Genomic DNA, 16617 nt, shown 5'->3' on the forward strand with positions numbered 1-16617 from the left:
CATAACGTCAGAGGGTGACTGACTTTATTTATACAGAACAGCAGTACCGTGCAGTTTATCGTCGCCGGTCACCGAGGTGATGCGGTAAGAAGATGCGCCCATCTGTTCGGCTTTTTTCGCTACCTGATCTTCAACAGAAGAGAGGTTGGTGCCCGCGGTCACACCCACGGTTGCCAGTTCCTGCTGCCCGGCAGGGGCAGATTGCACTTCAACAGCGGCGAAGCTTGCGAAAGAAAGAGTACTCAGTACGGCTGCAGCTAAAAGTGTGGTTACGTTTTTCATGATGATTTACCTGTTTGCAGATGAAATATGTCGTTAGCGATTTAGTTAACGATCGATAGGCAAATCATAAGTGTGATCAATGTCACCGGTCAACGTCTTTTTGTAATGATCGTTAGGAAAAATAGTTATTGCTTAAATATCATAAGCATATGATTTAGTAATATGTGCTGTTTTGCCACTGGTCATTCACCGCATTTATTTTTATAATGATTGTTCAACAAACCAACAACCAATAAGCGGCACTATGACCAATGAAGTCAGCAGTTGTACTAAAAAAAGCCGTGGCCGACCGAAAGTGTTCGACAGGGAAGCGGCGCTCGATAAAGCCATGACGCTGTTTTGGCAGCATGGCTACGAAGCCACATCATTATCCGACCTGGTGGAAGCAACAGGCGCGAAAGCACCAACGTTGTACGCTGAGTTCACCAACAAAGAAGGGTTGTTCCGCGCCGTGCTTGATCGTTATATCGCGCGGTTCGCTAACAAGCATGAAGCGCTGTTGCATTGCGAAGATAAGCCAATAAAGGACGCGCTATTTGATTACTTCTCCGCCGTGGCGAAGTGCTTTACCAGCACCGAGACGCCCGCCGGTTGCTTTATGATCAACACTTCCGCGACGCTGGCGGCCTCTTCGCAGGCGATTGCAAAGACCATTAAATCGCGGCATGCGCAGCAGGAAGAGACACTGCATCGCTTCCTTAGCCAGCGCCAGCAAGGCGGGGAAATTCCCGCTGGCGTTGATATTGCGGCATTGTCGCAGTTTCTCGGCTGTATTTTGCAAGGCATGTCGATCAGTGCGCGTGAAGGCGCGAGTTTCGACAAATTGCTGCAAATTACCCACACGACGCTGCGGTTGTGGCCGGATTTGATCAAGCCCTGAGAAATGGATGAGACGGGAAACTGTCTCATCCTGTCTCTGTGATAGAGATTACATAATTCAATAATAGGTAAAATCTATCAGCCATCTTTCCCGCTTTGCTATCCTTAATTGTGATTATTGCTCTGCTAATCATTCAGCGGGTCGATATAAAAAAATAAGCGTCACGATGACGCGTGAGTAATGACTTCCCCTACGCGCTGAGCTGTATTGAATCATTTTTTGCGGAAAAGGGTACTTCACTGACTGATCACATGCAGAAGGAAAATGAAAATGATTTTGCTATTACCATTCATCAAAGTGTTAATAGTAATAACATTGTTATTTGGTCTGTGGGTTTTGTTGGGTGGTTCAGTACTGTTCGCGTTTGTCTCTATCCTGATTACCGGACTGCTTGTGGTACGCCAACACGATTTCATTTGACCCTGTAAAAGCCTCGCAGAGATGTGAGGCTTTTTTAATAAAAAAAGGCTCCCCAGCCTGAGCGATGAGGAGCCAACATGCAGAGTACTACTTTTTTACGCTTTGTTATTCAAAACGAGCTGACCATTGCCATCCAGCGGAATTTGCGTTCCTGGGTCTTTATCCATGCGGATTTTTCCCTGTTGGTCGCCAATTTTGTACGTCACGTCATAGCCAAGCATCTTTTCAGATTTGTCATACACTGTGCTACAACGCTGCTGGGTTGTGGTGTAGGTGTCCCTTTCCTGCATCCCACCCTGAATTTGGTTCCCGGCGTAGCCGCCGCCTAATGCGCCGACCACGGTAGCCACATCCTTCCCTCGCCCGCCACCGAACTGATGACCCAGAACCCCACCGGCAACCGCGCCGAGAACGGAACCGGTAATACGGTTTTCATCCTGAACCGGACGACGGTGCGTCAGTGTTACATTTCGACACGCCTGACGCGGTGTTTTGACGGTTTCCTTGATTGGCGTCGCGGAAACCACCTGCGCGTACTGAGGACCGCGCTCAAATACATTCAGGCTGGCAACTGCGGCAACGCCCAGTGCAGCGGCCACGCCAATACCGATACCCGCTAACATTGATTTATTCACAGGATTCTCTCCCTGGTTTGCTATTGGTAACAATTCTGCAACTTCAGAAGTAATTAAGCCAATCGGAAAGAGAGTAAAAAAGGGGATTCAGGGTGGTAAAATGGCAACATTCAGAGTTATCTTAGCCCTAATACCGCCACAGGCAGAGAGATATTCTGCTCCCTGACGATAAAACAAGCAGGGAGCAGAATACCGATCAGTGCAGTTTCAGACGCGGACGAATAATGCGGTTAATGCGTCCGACCAGCATCATCAAGCCGGTTTTGAAGTAACCGTGCAGCGCAATCTGGTGCATACGGTACAGCGAGATGTACACGAAGCGCGCGATACGGCCTTCGATCATCATTGAACCGCGCATCAGGTTACCCATCAGGCTACCCACGGTTGAGTAATTCGACAGCGACACCAGCGAGCCATGATCTTTATAGACGTAAGCCTTCAGCGGCTTGCCTTTGATCTGCGCCAGGATGTTGTGCAGGGCGAGAGTCGCCATCTGGTGCGCCGCCTGGGCGCGCGGTGGCACAAAGCCGCCTTCCGGACGTGCGCAGGACGCGCAGTCGCCAATTGCGTAGATATCGGCATCGCGCGTGGTTTGCAATGTCGGTTCAACCACCAGCTGATTGATACGGTTGGTTTCCAGCCCGCCGATCTCTTTCATAAAGTCCGGCGCTTTGATACCCGCCGCCCAGACCATCAAATCAGCGTTAATGTATTCGCCTTCTTTCGTGTGCAGGCCGCCTTCATCAGCGCTGGTCACCATTGTCTGGGTCAGCACGCGCACGCCCATTTTGGTCAGCTCGTTATGCGCAGCACCGGAAATGCGTGGCGGCAGCGCAGGCAGAATACGTTCGCCCGCTTCCACCAGCGTGACGTTCAGCGCTTCGTTCGTCAGCCCTTTGTAACCGTAGCTGTGCAGCTGTTTCACCGCGTTATGCAGCTCAGCAGAGAGTTCCACACCGGTTGCTCCGCCACCGACAATCGCGATATTCACTTTGCCGTTTGCGCCGAGGTTAGCGGAGTACTTGAGGAACAGGTTGAGCATTTCCTGGTGGAAACGACGCGCTTGATGCGGGTTGTCGAGGAAAATGCAGTGCTCTTTAACGCCCGGGGTATTGAAATCGTTGGAGGTACTGCCCAGCGCCATGATCAGTGTGTCGTACGCCAGTTTGCGTTCTGGAACCAGCAGATCGCCCTTCTCATCGCGCAACTCGGCGAGCGTCAGGGTTTTGCTTTCACGGTTGATGTCGACCACGGAACCGAGCTGGAACTGGAAATGATGATTACGTGCATGTGCCAGATAGCTCAGGGCGTCGACGCCTTCATCCAGCGAGCCGGTTGCCACTTCATGCAGCAACGGTTTCCATAAATGGCTGTGGTTACGATCGACCAGCGTGATTTTCGCCTTTTTACCGCGTCCGAGCTTTTTGCCTAACTGCGTAGCAAGTTCCAGACCGCCAGCACCACCGCCTACAATGACAATTTTTTTCAATGGTGTAGTCAACGTGACCCCCTAAAATATTAACCAATTGTTAACTAAAAGTTATAAAAATAGCCCTTAATTAACAATGGTTTACGCGCTTGCAACCTGACATTGACGACGAGAATATCACGAACGGTTCAATGGTCATACCAAAATTGATATGCATCAAGTTTTGATGCTTAAAAGTTGAGCAAGTGTAGTCGCGCCGGGGAAAAATGCCTGGCGGAGGGTGTAAAAAAATCGGGAAATCCGGCAGGTTTAGCACCTGCCGGTGAGGGCGTTAACCGAGGGTTTTAAAGGCTTTAATGCGCTGAAGATGCGGCGAGATGTTCTTGAATTTATGGGATTGTTCTTCATCCCAGACAATCTCGTAATAGTGATGCAACTCATCTGACGCGCGCTGGTTGTCCAGCGCTTCATCGTTGCGCGACAAAATCACCAGGCAGCGATCGCGATTTTTCTCGCGAAAATTTGAAACGCATTTGGTGGCGATATCCTCATACTCTTCCGGCCTGTCGATCTTGCCTTCCATATTTTCATACGGGAAAAGATTCGGGTTGAGGATCACCTGGCGGACGTCGCACAGAAAACCGATACGCTCGGCCCAGTAGCCGCCAAGACCAACGCCGCAAATCAGCGGACGTTCATCCACGTTGAGTTGCAACATCTTGTCCACTTCTTTCAGCAAGTGCTGCATGTCATGCTTCGGATGCAGCGTGCTGTAACTGATCAGCCGAACATCTGGATCGATAAACTGTAACTGCAACACTTTTTCATGGTTGCCGGGGCTCGTTGAGTCAAAACCGTGTAAATAGATAATCATTGTATCCTCACCACTTCGACGCCGCGTCCGCAGGAATTAATGAGCGGCTTTGTGTTCCTGCCAGCGTTCGTGCAGCTGTTCGAGCTGTTGATTGACAGCTTTCCAGCGCGCCGAACTTATCAATTCCTGACGAGAATATGAACCTTTATGATACAAATTCGTAACACGTTCTGCATTGATCGGCGACAGGTTATCCAACACACTTACCGCGCCTTTACGATTATTACAGACCAGGATCATATCGCAACCGGCATCCAGCGACGCTTGCCCGCGCTCGGCATAACTGCCCATGATTGCTGCGCCTTCCATCGACAAATCATCAGAAAAAATCACGCCATCGAAACCGAGTTCCTCGCGCAACACGGTTTTCAGCCACCACGGTGAACCGCTTGCCGGGCGCGGATCGGCATTGGTGTAAATCACATGGGCGGGCATGATCGCGTCGAGCTTGTTCTGCTCGATAAGCGTGCGAAAGACGCGCATATCTTTCTCACGAATTTCTGCCAGCGGGCGCGGGTCGCGCGGCGTTTCTTTGTGGGAATCGGCGGTTACCGCGCCGTGGCCGGGAAAATGTTTGCCCGTCGTTTTCATGCCCGCGCTGTGCATGCCATCGATAAAATGCGTCGCCATCGCTAACGCTTTTTGCGCATCGGCATGGTAAGAGCGCTCGCCAATCGCGGCGCTGATATGCCCGACATCCAGCACCGGCGCGAAGCTGATATCAATATCCATCGCAATCATTTCGCTGGCCATTAACCAGCCCGCATCTTGCGCCAGGCGGCCGCCCTCTTCCAGCCCATGCAGTGCAGCGAAAGATTGCGCCGCCGGCAGGCGGGTAAAGCCTTCACGAAAACGCTGCACGCGTCCGCCTTCCTGATCAACCGCCACCACCAGACGGTGATGCGACGCGCTGCGGATTTGACGCACCAGTTCGCGCAACTGCTCAGGATCGTGATAATTACGGGTAAAGAGGATCAAGCCGCCGACCAGCGGATGCGCCAGAATCTCGCGCTCTTCCGCATCCAGTTCGTACCCTTCTACATCCAACATGACGGGACCCACACTCACCTCTCTTATCCTTCAGACTGAAGCTGACGCCATATTTCATTCGCCAGCGTAATAAATTGTTGATCGCCGGTTTGCTGCCAGCGGCACTCATACCAACCCGCCATGAGCATCAGCACCCAGGGGCGCCAGCGATTGACATGCTGCCATAACCGCACCGGCTCGATGGCTGCCTGGCGCGCATAGCTGTTGACCACTTGCCGCCGTTGCGTTTCGTCTTCCGCCCAGATGGCGGCCAGTTCGAGCGCGACATCGCCATCCCCGGCATATTCCCAGTCGATCAGCCGCAACCCCGACGCGCCATACACAATATTGCCCGCGTGGACATCCATATGTAATGGCGCAAGCCGCAATGGCGCGGGTTCACCCAGCCGCCGCAACCGTTTAAGCTGCCGCAGCCAGAACGGCGTTCGCCGCGCGGGCGCGCTTTGCTGCCAGTAGCGTTCAAGCAAAGGCAGCAGCGTGATGCGCCAGCCAAACAGCGTTTGGCGGTGCAAATCATACAGCAATGCCGCCAGCACGTCGGCCTGCGGCAGCGCGGTTTTCGTCTCGCCGGGTAAATAATCAATCGCCATCCAGCCGCGCGTATAGAAACGCGGCTGCGGTGCGAGAGTCGCAGGCAAATGACGAAGTAAACGGTATTGGCGCAAGAACGGTGACGATGTTGCCTGGTGCCGCTCACGCAACACCAGCGTATGTTGCCCGTCGCTAATAAGACAGCTCCCGCCGCTTAGCCCGACGTTCTGGCTGGCAGCAGGAGTGTAGTGCGGAAAGTAGCGTGACAGTATGTCGTCACGCGTCTGTTTATTGTTGCTGAACCGCACCTTTACCCGACCAGATAATCTCGCCGGTCTGCACCAGCATTAATTGCATTTGCAGCGCCGGTGCGTTGGCATTGCCGGTGGCATTGGAGTACAGCACGTATTGCGCCCCGACATTGCGGGCGATACCGATAGCTTTACTGCGGGTTCCCAGGCTGTCTTGCGGGGAAAGCCCCAGTTGTTGTTTGGCAACCGCCAATTGTTGCGCGGTAATCAGCGTGAACTTGCCGTTATTCACCAACGCGTTGCGTACCACTTCCGTCGCTTCGCTGGTGTTAATGGAGCCGTTAGTACGGTTGTTTACGCTATCCACCAGCAGAACACTGCCTGCGTCCGCGCCGCTGGCTTGCAGCATTTTGCCCACCATCGGCTGCACTGCGCCATTCCAGTCATAATGACGTTCGCGCGGCACGGGCTGGCCATTTTGATCCTGATGTTCAATCGGCCCTGGCTGCTGTGGCAATGTGGGAACAGAAGGCACCGTCGGGACCGGTTGTTGCGGCTGCTGTGGTTGCGCCGGTTGTTCCGTACCGCCGGCCGATTCAACCGGAGCCGGTTGCTGATCGCTGATACAGCCCGCAAGGAGCACGGCAAGTGTGGTCAATAACGCGTAGCGTCCAATAGTTTTAATCAAGTGTCACCTCTTACAGGTAGAGATAAAGTCTGACGCTGTGTGCACCCAGATAATTGGCGCTGCCGTAAAGCGTCACGCCGGAATTACCCTGGATCGTCACGCTGCGCGGCTCTTCCAGGGGGTGCATTTCCAGACCTCTGGCGTCATACCAGTAAAAACGATAATGCAGGGTTACGGGCTGTTGCCTTTCGTTAAACAGCCGGGAGGACGCTGAAGGTTGGATCTCCTGCGTACTGAATGTCGGCGGCTGGGCGATAATGCCTGCTGCCAGTATGCTGGACTCCATCACTAACGTTTGATCGCTGGCGACCGGGATCGCCGGACGCGAACTGCATCCCACCAGCGTCAACGCCGCCAGTAATAAAGCGACACGCCCACTTGTCATCTAAGGACCTTTATGAGCCAGCATTGGCCCCAGTGCGCGCCCGCCCAGCAGGTGCATATGGATATGGTAAACCTCCTGCCCGCCGTGACGATTACAGTTCATGATCAAACGGTAGCCATCTTCGGCAATCCCTTCGTCACGGGCAATTTTCGCCGCGACAGTCAGCATACGTCCCATCGCTTGTTCATGCGCTTCGGTGACGTCATTGACGGTTGGGATCAGGATATTGGGTACGATAAGTACATGTGTGGGTGCTTGTGGGGAGATATCGCGAAACGCGGTGACCAGTTCGTCCTGGTACACGATATCCGCGGGAATTTCTCGGCGGATGATTTTGCTGAAAATCGTTTCTTCGGCCATGACGTTTTCCTTTTATATGCGCGGGCCAGCCCGCAGCCGTCGTCAATTACGTGCCCTAGAGTATGATCGAGATTCTCTTGTTGTTTCAACTATAACGCTGTTTTTCTTTCACCTTTCGGGCGATGCCGATGCCCGAATAGCCAACCCTTGCGCATCCCTGTTCTGAAATAGCATTTCACCAATGAATATTACATCTGTTTACATCAATGGAGTGAATGCGTATATTTCGCATTTGCATTTCCATGCGCAATTATTGCCTAACAAATGAAAACCAGGCCCGCCACGACAACGTATCGCAAGTGGGCCATCACATTCACACACCATTGAGGGTTTATCATGTCTTTCACGGAACACGCTCAGGACGGAGCGCGCGCGTTTGCCGCTGCCCCTTCCCTGCTTGCTGTTTGCATTGCCTTTGCGTTAACTCCCGCCGCCAGCTTCGCTGCAACCACCAATACTGAAGAAACGGTAGTTGTTGAAGGAACCAGCGCAGCCGACACCAGCGCCATGACAGAACAAGATTACAACGCGCAAACGACCGCTGCGGGGACGAAAATGACGCTGGTTCAGCGCGATATTCCGCAATCCGTCAGTATCACCACCCAACAGCGGATGAAAGATCAGAAGCTGGAAACCCTCGGCGACGTGTTGAAAAACACCACGGGTGTGTTTGAAAGCGTAGCGGATTCCGACCGCAGCACCTTCTATTCTCGCGGTTTTATGATTGATAACTACATGGTTGACGGCATTCCGACCATGTTTGAAGCTCGCTGGAACCTGGGCGATGCGCTGTCTGACACCGCAATGTATGAGCGTATTGAAGTGGTTCGTGGCGCGACCGGGCTGATGACCGGATCCGGCAACCCTTCGGCTTCCGTGAACATGGTGCGTAAACATGCCGATAGCCGAGAGTTCAAATCGAATGTTTCTGCGGAATATGGTAGCTGGAACAAGCAACGCTATGTTGCTGACGTCTCTTCCCCGCTGACTGAAAATGGCAATATTCGTGGTCGCGTCGTGGCCGGTTACCAGCACAACGATAGCTGGCTCGATCGTTATAGCCAAGAGAAGCGATTCTTCTATGGCGTGTTAGATGTGGATCTGACTGAATCGACTGCGTTCTCTGTGGGTTACGATTATCAGGAAACCGATGTCGATAGCCCAACCTGGGGCGGCCTGCCGCGTTGGTACACCGACGGGACCAAAACGAATCCGAGCCGCAGTGACAGCACCGCGCCAGACTGGGCGTATAACAATAAAGTCTCCAAACGTACCTTCGCCACGCTGAAACAGAATCTGGGCAGCGACTGGCTGCTGACGGTTAACGGCACGCACACTGAAATGCAGCTCGATAGCCGGACGATGTATGTTGACGGCACTATCGATAAAACAACCGGCTTGATGGTGAGCCCTTACGGCGCGTCTTACCCGTATGTCGGCGGCACGGGTTATAACACCGGCGTGCGTAAAGTTGACTCCCTCGACACCTTCGCCAACGGCTCTTACGAACTGTTTGGTCGTCAGCATGAGTTGATGATTGGCGGTAACCTGAGCAAGCAAAATAACCGTTACTTTAGTGCCTGGGAAAACGTGCTTGATACCGATTTAGGTAATTACAGCGATTTCAATGGCAACTACCCGGAAACCAACTGGAACCCGCTAAGCCTGGCGCAGGAAGATACGGTGCGTCAGCAGTCCGCTTATATGGCAACGCGCATTTCACTTGCCGATCCGCTACATCTGATCGTTGGCGCGCGTTACACCAAGTACAAACTGGATACGCTGACGCAGAATATGGAGAAGAACAACATCACGCCTTATGCGGGCCTGGTGTATGACATCAACGATACCTGGTCAACTTACGCCAGCTATACCTCCATCTTTAAACCGCAGGCTTATCGTGATGAGGAGGGGAAATACCTCTCACCGGTTACCGGTAAGAACTACGAACTGGGTGTGAAATCCGACTGGATGAACAGCCGCCTGACCGCATCCATGGCGGTGTTCCGTATCGAACAAGACAATCTTGGCCAAACGACCGGCGGCGTGGTGCCTGGCTCTAACGGTGAAAGCGCGTACGAAGCCGTTGATGGCGCAGTGAGCAAAGGCGTTGAACTGGAAGTTAACGGTGCCTTGACCGATAACTGGCAGATGACTTTCGGCGCGACCCGTTACGTGGCGGAAGACAGCGATGGCAATGCAGTGAACCCGAATCTGCCGCGTACGTCGGTGAAAGTGTTTACCAGCTACCGCCTGCCGATGCTGCAAGACCTGACAGTTGGCGGCGGCGTAAACTGGCAAAACCGTGTCTGGGCGAATGTCAGCACCGCAAACGGTACGCTGCGTTCCGAGCAGGGTAGCTACGCGCTGGTTGATCTGTTTGCCCGTTATCAGGTTACGAAACAACTCTCCGTACAGGCGAACGTCGATAATCTGTTCGATAAAACTTATGACACTAACGTCGATAGCCGCACGTATGTATTCGGCGAGCCGCGTAACTTCTCTGTCAGCGCGAACTACAGCTTCTGATAAGTCGCTATGACCCCCTTAAAGGAGCCTGATGGCTCCTTTTTTATGAGTGTTGTGCGGTGGAAATAACACCCGGTGGCGGTTTTTGGTAGGCCGGATAAGGCGAAGCCGCCATCCGGCGAGGCGCGCGGCGCGCACAACCGCAGGCAATAAAAAAGGGAGCCATCAAGGCTCCCTCAGTCTCCCCAGACTATGGCTTAGTTGTTGCGGATGTATTCATCCATTTCGGTTTTCAGGTTATCGGATTTCGTACCGAAAATGGCCTGAACACCGGAACCAGCAACAACCACACCCGCAGCACCCAGCTTCTTCAGGCCAGCCTGATCCACTTTCGCTACGTCAGCCACGCTGACACGCAGACGCGTAATACACGCATCCAGGTTGGTGATGTTTTCTTTACCGCCAAACGCGGAAACCAGAGCCGGAGCCATTTCGCTGGTTACACCAGCTTTGCTCTCTTCAGTGGTCTCTTCGCGGCCTGGGGTTTTCAGATCCAGTGCTTTAATCAGCACACGGAACACGGTGTAGTAAATCACCGCGTAGCAAATACCGATAATCGGGAACAACCACAGCTTGCTGCTGTTGCCGCTCAGCACGACGAAGTCGATCAGACCGTGCGAGAACGACGTACCGTCACGCATACCCAGCAGGATACAGATCGGGAATGCCAGACCAGCCAGAATCGCGTGGATGATGTACAGGATCGGCGCAACGAACATGAAAGAGAACTCGATTGGCTCGGTAATACCGGTCAGGAACGAGGTCAGTGCTGCGGAGATCATGATACCGCCCACTTTGGCGCGGTTTTCCGGTTTAGCAGAGTGCCAGATAGCAATAGCGGCAGCCGGCAGACCGTACATTTTGAACAGGAAGCCGCCGGACAGTTTACCTGCGGTCGGGTCGCCTGCCATGTAACGCGGAATGTCGCCGTGGAACACCTGGCCCGCAGCGTTGGTGAATTCACCAATCTGCATCTGGAAAGGTACGTTCCAGATGTGGTGCAGACCAAACGGCACCAGGCAGCGTTCAATGAAGCCGTAAATACCGAACGCGACAACCGGGTTCTGGTAAGCAGCCCACTGGGAGAATGTCTGGATAGCGGTACCAATCGGCGGCCAAATGAAGGAGAGGATCACGCCAGTGAAAATCGCCGCCAGGCCAGAAATGATGGGGACAAAGCGCTTGCCCGCGAAGAAGCCCAGATACTCAGGCAGCTTAATGCGATAGAAGCGGTTAAACATATACGCTGCAATCGCACCGGAGATGATCCCGCCCAGAACACCGGTATCCGCCAGGTGTTTCGCCGTGATTTCTTCAGCAGGTAAATGCAGAACCAGAGGCGCAACCACGGCCATGGTTTTCACCATAATGCCGTAGGCAACAACTGCAGCCAGAGCCGAAACGCCGTCGTTATTGGTGAAGCCAAGCGCAACACCGATAGCGAAGATCAGCGGCATGTTGGCAAAAACGGAACCGCCCGCTTCGGCCATCACATGGGAAACCACTTCTGGCAGCCAGCTGAAGTTTGCAGAACCGACGCCCAGCAGGATACCTGCGATAGGCAGTACGGAAACTGGCAGCATCAGCGATTTACCGACCTTCTGCAGGTTAGCAAATGCATTCTTAAACATAATTGAGAGTGCTCCTGAGTATTAGTGCTTTTTTCTACGCTTTCGCGCATTGGCGCGGGGGGAGAACCGCGCCGTGGGAAGGGCATCTAAGTGCCCCTTATTTATTACACAGAGTAAAATAAATCGGCTCGGGTTTGTTTGATGGTTATCACGTTTCAGCTAGCGTCAGTCACAAAACTCACATTGCCTTACAAAAACCGCTTCGTTTCGGATAAAAAACAACCGTCACCGCCCGTTTTATGGCGGTGAACTTTACTCTGATCGGTTATTAATTACGAGTACTAAAATAAGCTGACAGATCAGGCAGATTGCAGGCGAGACGGTGCGATATGGAACAAACGGGCGAAGTTTTGCGTGGTCTGTTGCGCAAGTTCTTCAATAGATACGCCTTTCAAAACGGCCATATATTCCGCCACATCGCGCGTCATAGCAGGCTGATTCTCTTTACCGCGGTGCGGGACCGGTGCGAGATAAGGTGAGTCGGTTTCCACCAGCAGCCGGTCGAGCGGTACATAGCGCGCTGCATCACGCAGTTGCTCGGCGTTACGGAAGGTCACAATGCCGGAAAACGAGATATAAAAGCCCATATCCAACAGCTTACCCGCTGTTTCGCGATCCTCCGTAAAGCAGTGCAGCACGCCACCGCAATCCGTCACCTTCTCTTCTTGCAGGATCGCCAGCGTGTCGGCGCGCGCATCGCGGGTATGCACGATCACCGGTTTATTCAGTTCACGCCCGATGCGGATATGGTTGCGGAAAGACGCTTGCTGACGCGGCTTGGTTTCCGGCGTATAAAAATAGTCCAGACCGGTTTCACCCATTGCCACAACGCCCTCTTCCGCCGCCAGTTGGCGCAGGGTTTCGACGTCGTACTCTTCATCCTGGTTCAGCGGATGCACACCGCAGGAAAAGACCACATTGTCGCGCTCGCCGACGAGCTCGCGCATTGAACGATAGCCCGGCAGCGTGGTGGCAACGGCCAGGCAAAACTTCACATCGCGCGCGGCAGCTTTCGCCAGCACGTCATCAACGTCTTTATGCAAAGACTGGTAATCCAGGCCATCAAGGTGGCAGTGCGAGTCGACTAAAAACATAATGTTTCTCTTAAAGATGGGATACAGGCAGCGTCACGCCGGGTTGCAGGTAACGTTCCACATTTAATAATAGATCGGTCAGCAGTAACTCGCGGTTCACACCGACAACGCTCAGCAGTTGCTCGCGGCAAGTAAATACCACGTGCAGCAGCGAATGTAAGATGTCGCTTCTCAGTTGTTGTGCAAGGCTTTGGATCAGCGCCGGGGAGTCCACATTGCTGAGCAACGTCGCACCTTGCTGCATTTTCAGCGCGTCCAAAAACAGCGAGGAGAGCCATTGCAGGCGCTCGGCGACGCGATCGTGGTTCAGTACAGAAAGCATGGCAAACCAGTCACCACTGTTCAGCGCTGCGCCGGTAGCCTGACACAACGCTTGCCGCTGTACCCAATGTTCATCCTGGAGCAAGTTTTGTGCAGCACCCGGCGAACCTGCACACAGGCGCAATGCCGTGAGGATCGCCTCTTGTGACATTGTCACTTCCCGCGCAAGCCAGCTACAAGCATAGTTTTCAGCAGGAGGCGCAAGATGATGCAAGCGACAGCGGCTGCGCAAGGTTGCCAGCAATCGCGCCGGTTCCCGGCAGGCAAGGAAAAACCAGGTTTGCGCGGGCGGTTCTTCTAACGTTTTGAGCAACGCATTGGCGGCCGCATCGGTCAATAGCGCCGCGTCCTGAATGCACACTACTTTCGCCCCACCGAGGCGCGCGTGCTCGTAAAGCTTTTCGCTTACTTCACGCACCGCGTCGATGCCGAGTGTCGATTTACCTTTCTCAGGCGCCAGAACGTAATAATCAGGATGCGTACCAGCCTGCATAAGCTGGCAGCCACGGCAGTGACCGCAACTTTTGTGCCCTTCCGGTGACTGGCACAGCAAAAAACGGCTAATGGCATACATCAGCGCATCTTCACCCATGCCCGGCAATGCATGGATCAGTAACGCGTGGTGCCCGCGTCCGCTCTGATAACTGGCGACCAGTTGCTCAAAGTCAGGTCGCAGCCACGGATACCATTTCATGCGCCTTGCTCCTGCACCCATGCAGCCACGGTCTGGCGGATATCAGCAATCACTTTTTCCAGCGATTGTGTGGCATCAATCGTGCGAATGCGCTTATCTTGTGCGGCCAGTTCCAGGTAGCGAGCGCGGGTACGGTTGAAGAAATCCAGCGATTCCTGCTCGATGCGATCCAGCTCACCGCGCGCGCGGGCACGTTTCAGGCCCACTTCCGGCGTCACATCAAGATACAGCGTTAGATCCGGTCGAAAATCGCCGAGTACGGCGTCGCGCAAGGTCGTCAGCATGTTTTGGTCGATGCCGCGCCCACCGCCCTGATACGCCTGCGTTGAGAGATCGTGGCGATCGCCAATCACCCAGCAACCACGAGCCAGCGCGGGTTTAATTACGGTTTCCACCAATTGCACACGGGCGGCGTAAAACATCAGAACTTCGGCTTTATCGGTGATCACTTCATCGCCGACGGAGCGGATATCCAGCACCAGACTGCGCAGTTTTTCAGCCAGCAGCGTACCGCCCGGCTCACGCGTAAACACCATCTCACCGACGCCAAGATCTTTCAGCGTCTCAACGATGACATCACGCGCCGTGGTTTTCCCCGCGCCTTCAAGCCCTTCAATTACGATGTATTTACTGCCCATTTTTTTCCTTAAGTACTTTCAGGTAGTCCTGCACTGACCGGTTATGGCTGGCGAGATTGGTATTAAACGTATGCCCACCTTTGCCATCAGCCACAAAATAGAGATACGGCGTTTTCGCCGGATGCGCCGCGGCTTTCAGTGAAGCCTCGCCCGGCGTAGCAATCGGCCCTGGCGGCAGACCGCTAATCACATAAGTGTTGTAATCGGTCGGCGTTTCCAGGTCGGCGCGCGACAGCTTACCATTATAACGTGCGCCCATCCCGTAGATCACCGTCGGATCGGTCTGCAACCGCATGCCAACGCGCAGCCGGTTAATAAACACCGAGGCCACCTGATCGCGTTCGCTGGCAACGGCCGTTTCTTTTTCAACAATCGAGGCCATCGTTACCAGTTGATTTTGATCTTTGTATGGCAGGCCTTCCACCCGCCCTTCCCAGGCATGTTCAACGGCTTGCACCATTTTCAGATGTGCGCGTTTAAGGAGTGCAACATCCGTGGTATTAGCGGTGTACATCCAGGTGTCCGGCCAGAACCAGCCTTCAACCCATTGCGGATGTTCCATTTTCAGGGCTTCTGCCACTGTGGCGTAATCATCATTTTTGAGGGTGTGTTTGAGATAAGGTGCGTCGCGCAACTGTTTGAGATAGTCGCTTAAGCGCATCCCTTCCACCAAACGTAACGGAAACTGCGCTTCTTTGCCGCTTTCGAGCAGTTGCAGCATTTCACGCACGGTCATTTTGGGGGTGAAACGATAAGTCCCCGCTTTGAAATGCGCGAGTTCTGGCTCCAGGCGGAGCAACCACTGGAAAACACGGGGGCGGTTAATCACGTTGTCGCGATACAGGAGTTCACCCAGTGCGACACGGCCGGTCCCTGCCGGCAGAGAAAAAATGGTCTCATCTTTAATCAGTATCTGGCTGTCGGCCAACTGGCGAACCTTCCAGGCTCCCACGCCAGCTGCAATGACCAGCACAACTAACAGAAGGAGAACAACGCGTAACATTCTTTTCATGACTAATTTATGTGCTCACAAAGGGGGGCTAAAAAGTGGTACAAATCACGCGCAGCCCAGTGCTGTTCCGCCCACTGGCGAACCGGAACAACCGGCATCAACGCGTTACAAATAATGACTTCATCCGCCTGTTCCAGCGCGTCCTGCCGCGCATTCACTTCGACAACATCAAAGCTGGAAGATGCCAACTGGCGTAAACAATACTGCCGCATAATGCCATCAACACCCGCCTGATCGAGACGAGGGGTATACACATTATTGCCCTGCCGCCAGAAGATATTGGCGGCACAACATTCAATGACCCAGCCGTCACTGTCGAGGACCAGCGCTTCATCAGCGGTGGTTTGCTCAAGCCCGGCGCGGATCAGCACTTGCTCAAGGCGATTAAGATGTTTGATACCCGCAAGCGCGGGGTTACGACCAAGGCGGATTTCACTCAACGCCAGCGTAACGCCCTCCTGCTGCCAGCGCGCATAATGCGCAGGTTTGGCAGCAACAGACACAATACGCGTTGGCGTAACACAGTTTGCGGCGCTGTAGCCACGGCCACCTGCACCGCGCGTGATGATCGCTTTGACCACGCCATCCTTTCGCCCCTGCGACAGCGAAGCCATTTCCTGGGCCAGCAGTTGCCAGTCGGTGAATGGAATGAACAAACGTTCGCAGGCGAGTTGCAGGCGTCGCAAATGGGCGGATGCAAACTGAATTTGCCCGTCGATGATTCGCGCGGTGGTAAAACAACCATCGCCAAATTGCATCGCCCGGTCATTGACCGCAAGATATTGCTGCTCTGTGCCATTTATCAAGAACATAGCGGCTCCTTATGCATGACCTGACAGTTTGGCAGGATGAAAAGCAGAGAACAAGAGGGATAAAACCGAATAGAAAAGGCCCGACGAGCGGGCCTTTATGC

17 protein-coding genes are annotated in these 16617 nt (G+C 53.7%); 2 read left to right on the forward strand and 15 right to left on the reverse strand.

All coding sequences use genetic code 11. The features are described from left to right. Positions 1–24: 24 nt before the first annotated feature. Entirely contained in the window at positions 25–282 is a 258-nt protein-coding gene (gene bhsA / locus AAEY27_RS13290) for a multiple stress resistance protein BhsA (protein WP_342321063.1), read from the reverse strand. A 244-nt stretch (positions 283–526) separates the two neighbouring features. Between bhsA and AAEY27_RS13295 the strand changes: the two genes are divergently transcribed. Further along, the gene (locus AAEY27_RS13295) at positions 527–1162 is read left to right on the forward strand and encodes a TetR/AcrR family transcriptional regulator (protein WP_342321064.1); all 636 of its coding nucleotides are present in this window, start codon (positions 527–529) and stop codon (positions 1160–1162) included. A gap of 515 nt (positions 1163–1677) precedes the next feature. Here the strand turns inward: AAEY27_RS13295 and AAEY27_RS13300 are convergent. The 8 genes from AAEY27_RS13300 to hinT all read right to left on the reverse strand — a co-directional run bounded on the left by AAEY27_RS13300 (position 1678) and on the right by hinT (position 7785). After that, complete coding sequence (locus AAEY27_RS13300) at positions 1678–2217, reverse strand: glycine zipper 2TM domain-containing protein (protein WP_342321065.1); 540 nt, start codon at positions 2215–2217, stop codon at positions 1678–1680. Between the two features lie 196 nt (positions 2218–2413). Next, the gene (locus AAEY27_RS13305) at positions 2414–3718 is read right to left on the reverse strand and encodes an NAD(P)/FAD-dependent oxidoreductase (protein ID WP_342321066.1); all 1305 of its coding nucleotides are present in this window, start codon (positions 3716–3718) and stop codon (positions 2414–2416) included. A 259-nt stretch (positions 3719–3977) separates the two neighbouring features. Then, a complete protein-coding gene (ycfP, locus tag AAEY27_RS13310) occupies positions 3978–4520 on the reverse strand; it encodes an alpha/beta hydrolase YcfP (RefSeq protein ID WP_342321067.1) in 543 nt (180 codons plus the stop codon). Between the two features lie 36 nt (positions 4521–4556). Then, positions 4557–5582 carry a beta-N-acetylhexosaminidase gene (gene nagZ, locus AAEY27_RS13315; RefSeq protein ID WP_342325574.1) on the reverse strand — a complete coding sequence of 342 codons (1026 nt, stop codon included), beginning with the start codon at positions 5580–5582 and terminating at the stop codon, positions 4557–4559. 11 nt (positions 5583–5593) lie between these two features. Further along, positions 5594–6409 carry a thiamine kinase gene (gene thiK, locus AAEY27_RS13320; protein WP_342321068.1) on the reverse strand — a complete coding sequence of 272 codons (816 nt, stop codon included), beginning with the start codon at positions 6407–6409 and terminating at the stop codon, positions 5594–5596. Then, a complete protein-coding gene (lpoB, locus tag AAEY27_RS13325; RefSeq protein ID WP_342321069.1) occupies positions 6390–7040 on the reverse strand; it encodes a penicillin-binding protein activator LpoB in 651 nt (216 codons plus the stop codon). The genes thiK and lpoB overlap by 20 nt, the downstream gene beginning before the upstream one ends. A 10-nt stretch (positions 7041–7050) precedes the next feature. Continuing rightward, complete coding sequence (locus AAEY27_RS13330; RefSeq protein ID WP_342321071.1) at positions 7051–7425, reverse strand: YcfL family protein; 375 nt, start codon at positions 7423–7425, stop codon at positions 7051–7053. Continuing rightward, a complete protein-coding gene (gene hinT / locus AAEY27_RS13335) occupies positions 7426–7785 on the reverse strand; it encodes a purine nucleoside phosphoramidase (protein WP_342321073.1) in 360 nt (119 codons plus the stop codon). Positions 7786–8121: 336 nt separating this feature from the next. On the opposite strand from hinT, the gene fhuE reads away from it, so the two are divergent. After that, positions 8122–10314, forward strand: a complete 2193-nt coding sequence (gene fhuE, locus AAEY27_RS13340; protein ID WP_342321075.1) for a ferric-rhodotorulic acid/ferric-coprogen receptor FhuE — start codon at positions 8122–8124, stop codon at positions 10312–10314. A 197-nt stretch (positions 10315–10511) separates the two neighbouring features. Here fhuE and ptsG read toward each other — a convergent pair whose 3' ends face one another. The 6 genes from ptsG to pabC all read right to left on the reverse strand — a co-directional run bounded on the left by ptsG (position 10512) and on the right by pabC (position 16516). Continuing rightward, positions 10512–11945, reverse strand: coding sequence for a PTS glucose transporter subunit IIBC (gene ptsG, locus AAEY27_RS13345; RefSeq protein ID WP_342321076.1), 1434 nt, complete (start codon positions 11943–11945; stop codon positions 10512–10514). 299 nt (positions 11946–12244) lie between these two features. Beyond that, entirely contained in the window at positions 12245–13039 is a 795-nt protein-coding gene (locus tag AAEY27_RS13350) for a metal-dependent hydrolase (RefSeq protein ID WP_342321077.1), read from the reverse strand. 10 nt (positions 13040–13049) lie between these two features. Further along, positions 13050–14054: a DNA polymerase III subunit delta' gene (gene holB / locus AAEY27_RS13355; protein WP_342321078.1), complete on the reverse strand. Its 1005-nt coding sequence runs from the start codon at positions 14052–14054 to the stop codon at positions 13050–13052. Continuing rightward, positions 14051–14692, reverse strand: coding sequence for a dTMP kinase (tmk, locus tag AAEY27_RS13360; protein ID WP_342321079.1), 642 nt, complete (start codon positions 14690–14692; stop codon positions 14051–14053). The genes holB and tmk overlap by 4 nt, the downstream gene beginning before the upstream one ends. After that, complete coding sequence (gene yceG, locus AAEY27_RS13365) at positions 14682–15704, reverse strand: cell division protein YceG (RefSeq protein WP_342321080.1); 1023 nt, start codon at positions 15702–15704, stop codon at positions 14682–14684. Before yceG ends, tmk begins: the two co-directional genes overlap by 11 nt. Before the next feature lie 2 nt (positions 15705–15706). Next, a complete protein-coding gene (gene pabC / locus AAEY27_RS13370; RefSeq protein ID WP_342321081.1) occupies positions 15707–16516 on the reverse strand; it encodes an aminodeoxychorismate lyase in 810 nt (269 codons plus the stop codon). Positions 16517–16617: the final 101 nt, after the last annotated feature.

It is taken from the genome of Kosakonia sp. BYX6, assembly GCF_038449125.1.
GTDB classification, from domain to species: domain Bacteria; phylum Pseudomonadota; class Gammaproteobacteria; order Enterobacterales; family Enterobacteriaceae; genus Kosakonia; species Kosakonia calanthes.

Excerpts from the sequence above, each read along its gene's own strand:
- AAEY27_RS13330 (WP_342321071.1), bottom strand. The coding sequence starts at position 7,425 with ATGACAAGTGGGCGTGTCGCTTTATTACTGGCGGCGTTGACGCTGGTG.
- tmk (WP_342321079.1), bottom strand. The coding sequence starts at position 14,692 with ATGGGCAGTAAATACATCGTAATTGAAGGGCTTGAAGGCGCGGGGAAA.
- AAEY27_RS13295 (WP_342321064.1), top strand. The coding sequence starts at position 527 with ATGACCAATGAAGTCAGCAGTTGTACTAAAAAAAGCCGTGGCCGACCG.
- bhsA (WP_342321063.1), bottom strand. The coding sequence starts at position 282 with ATGAAAAACGTAACCACACTTTTAGCTGCAGCCGTACTGAGTACTCTT.
- ptsG (WP_342321076.1), bottom strand. The coding sequence starts at position 11,945 with ATGTTTAAGAATGCATTTGCTAACCTGCAGAAGGTCGGTAAATCGCTG.
- pabC (WP_342321081.1), bottom strand. The coding sequence starts at position 16,516 with ATGTTCTTGATAAATGGCACAGAGCAGCAATATCTTGCGGTCAATGAC.
- ycfP (WP_342321067.1), bottom strand. The coding sequence starts at position 4,520 with ATGATTATCTATTTACACGGTTTTGACTCAACGAGCCCCGGCAACCAT.
- AAEY27_RS13350 (WP_342321077.1), bottom strand. The coding sequence starts at position 13,039 with ATGTTTTTAGTCGACTCGCACTGCCACCTTGATGGCCTGGATTACCAG.
- fhuE (WP_342321075.1), top strand. The coding sequence starts at position 8,122 with ATGTCTTTCACGGAACACGCTCAGGACGGAGCGCGCGCGTTTGCCGCT.
- yceG (WP_342321080.1), bottom strand. The coding sequence starts at position 15,704 with ATGAAAAGAATGTTACGCGTTGTTCTCCTTCTGTTAGTTGTGCTGGTC.
- hinT (WP_342321073.1), bottom strand. The coding sequence starts at position 7,785 with ATGGCCGAAGAAACGATTTTCAGCAAAATCATCCGCCGAGAAATTCCC.
- holB (WP_342321078.1), bottom strand. The coding sequence starts at position 14,054 with ATGAAATGGTATCCGTGGCTGCGACCTGACTTTGAGCAACTGGTCGCC.